This is a genomic window from Streptococcus suis (assembly GCF_002960445.1).
Lineage (GTDB): Bacteria > Bacillota > Bacilli > Lactobacillales > Streptococcaceae > Streptococcus > Streptococcus hyiners.
Genome location: NZ_POJD01000056.1, coordinates 1 through 347, shown reverse-complemented (window position 1 = coordinate 347; position 347 = coordinate 1). Strand labels below are relative to the sequence as shown.

1 protein-coding gene is annotated in these 347 nt (G+C 41.5%); it reads right to left on the bottom strand.

The features are described from left to right. Positions 1 to 347, bottom strand: a 347-nt coding sequence (locus tag C1G53_RS00285; protein WP_161941336.1) for a transglycosylase domain-containing protein, incomplete at both ends; no start/stop codon positions are given.

Genomic DNA, 347 nt, shown 5'->3' with positions numbered 1-347 from the left:
ATACATAGTCAAAATTTCTTGCTTGCTGTACTTTTTATTGATTTCCAGAGCCAAAAAGAATTCTCGAGCCTTTCGACTGATGGTCTGATCCTGAGTTAGAAAGGCATTTTTTGCCAATTGCTGGGTAATAGTTGAACCACCTCCAGACCGACCTAACGTCAAGGCAGCCAAAATTGTACGCTGGTAATTAATGCCTGAATTTTTGTAGAAGCTCCGATCTTCTGTAGCGATAACGGCATTCTCTAAATTATCAGAGATAGCATCCAGCTCTACATAGGTCCCCTTCTGACCAGACAATGTCCCAGCTTCCGCACCATCTTTATCGTAAATAATCGTTGTGGCTTTTA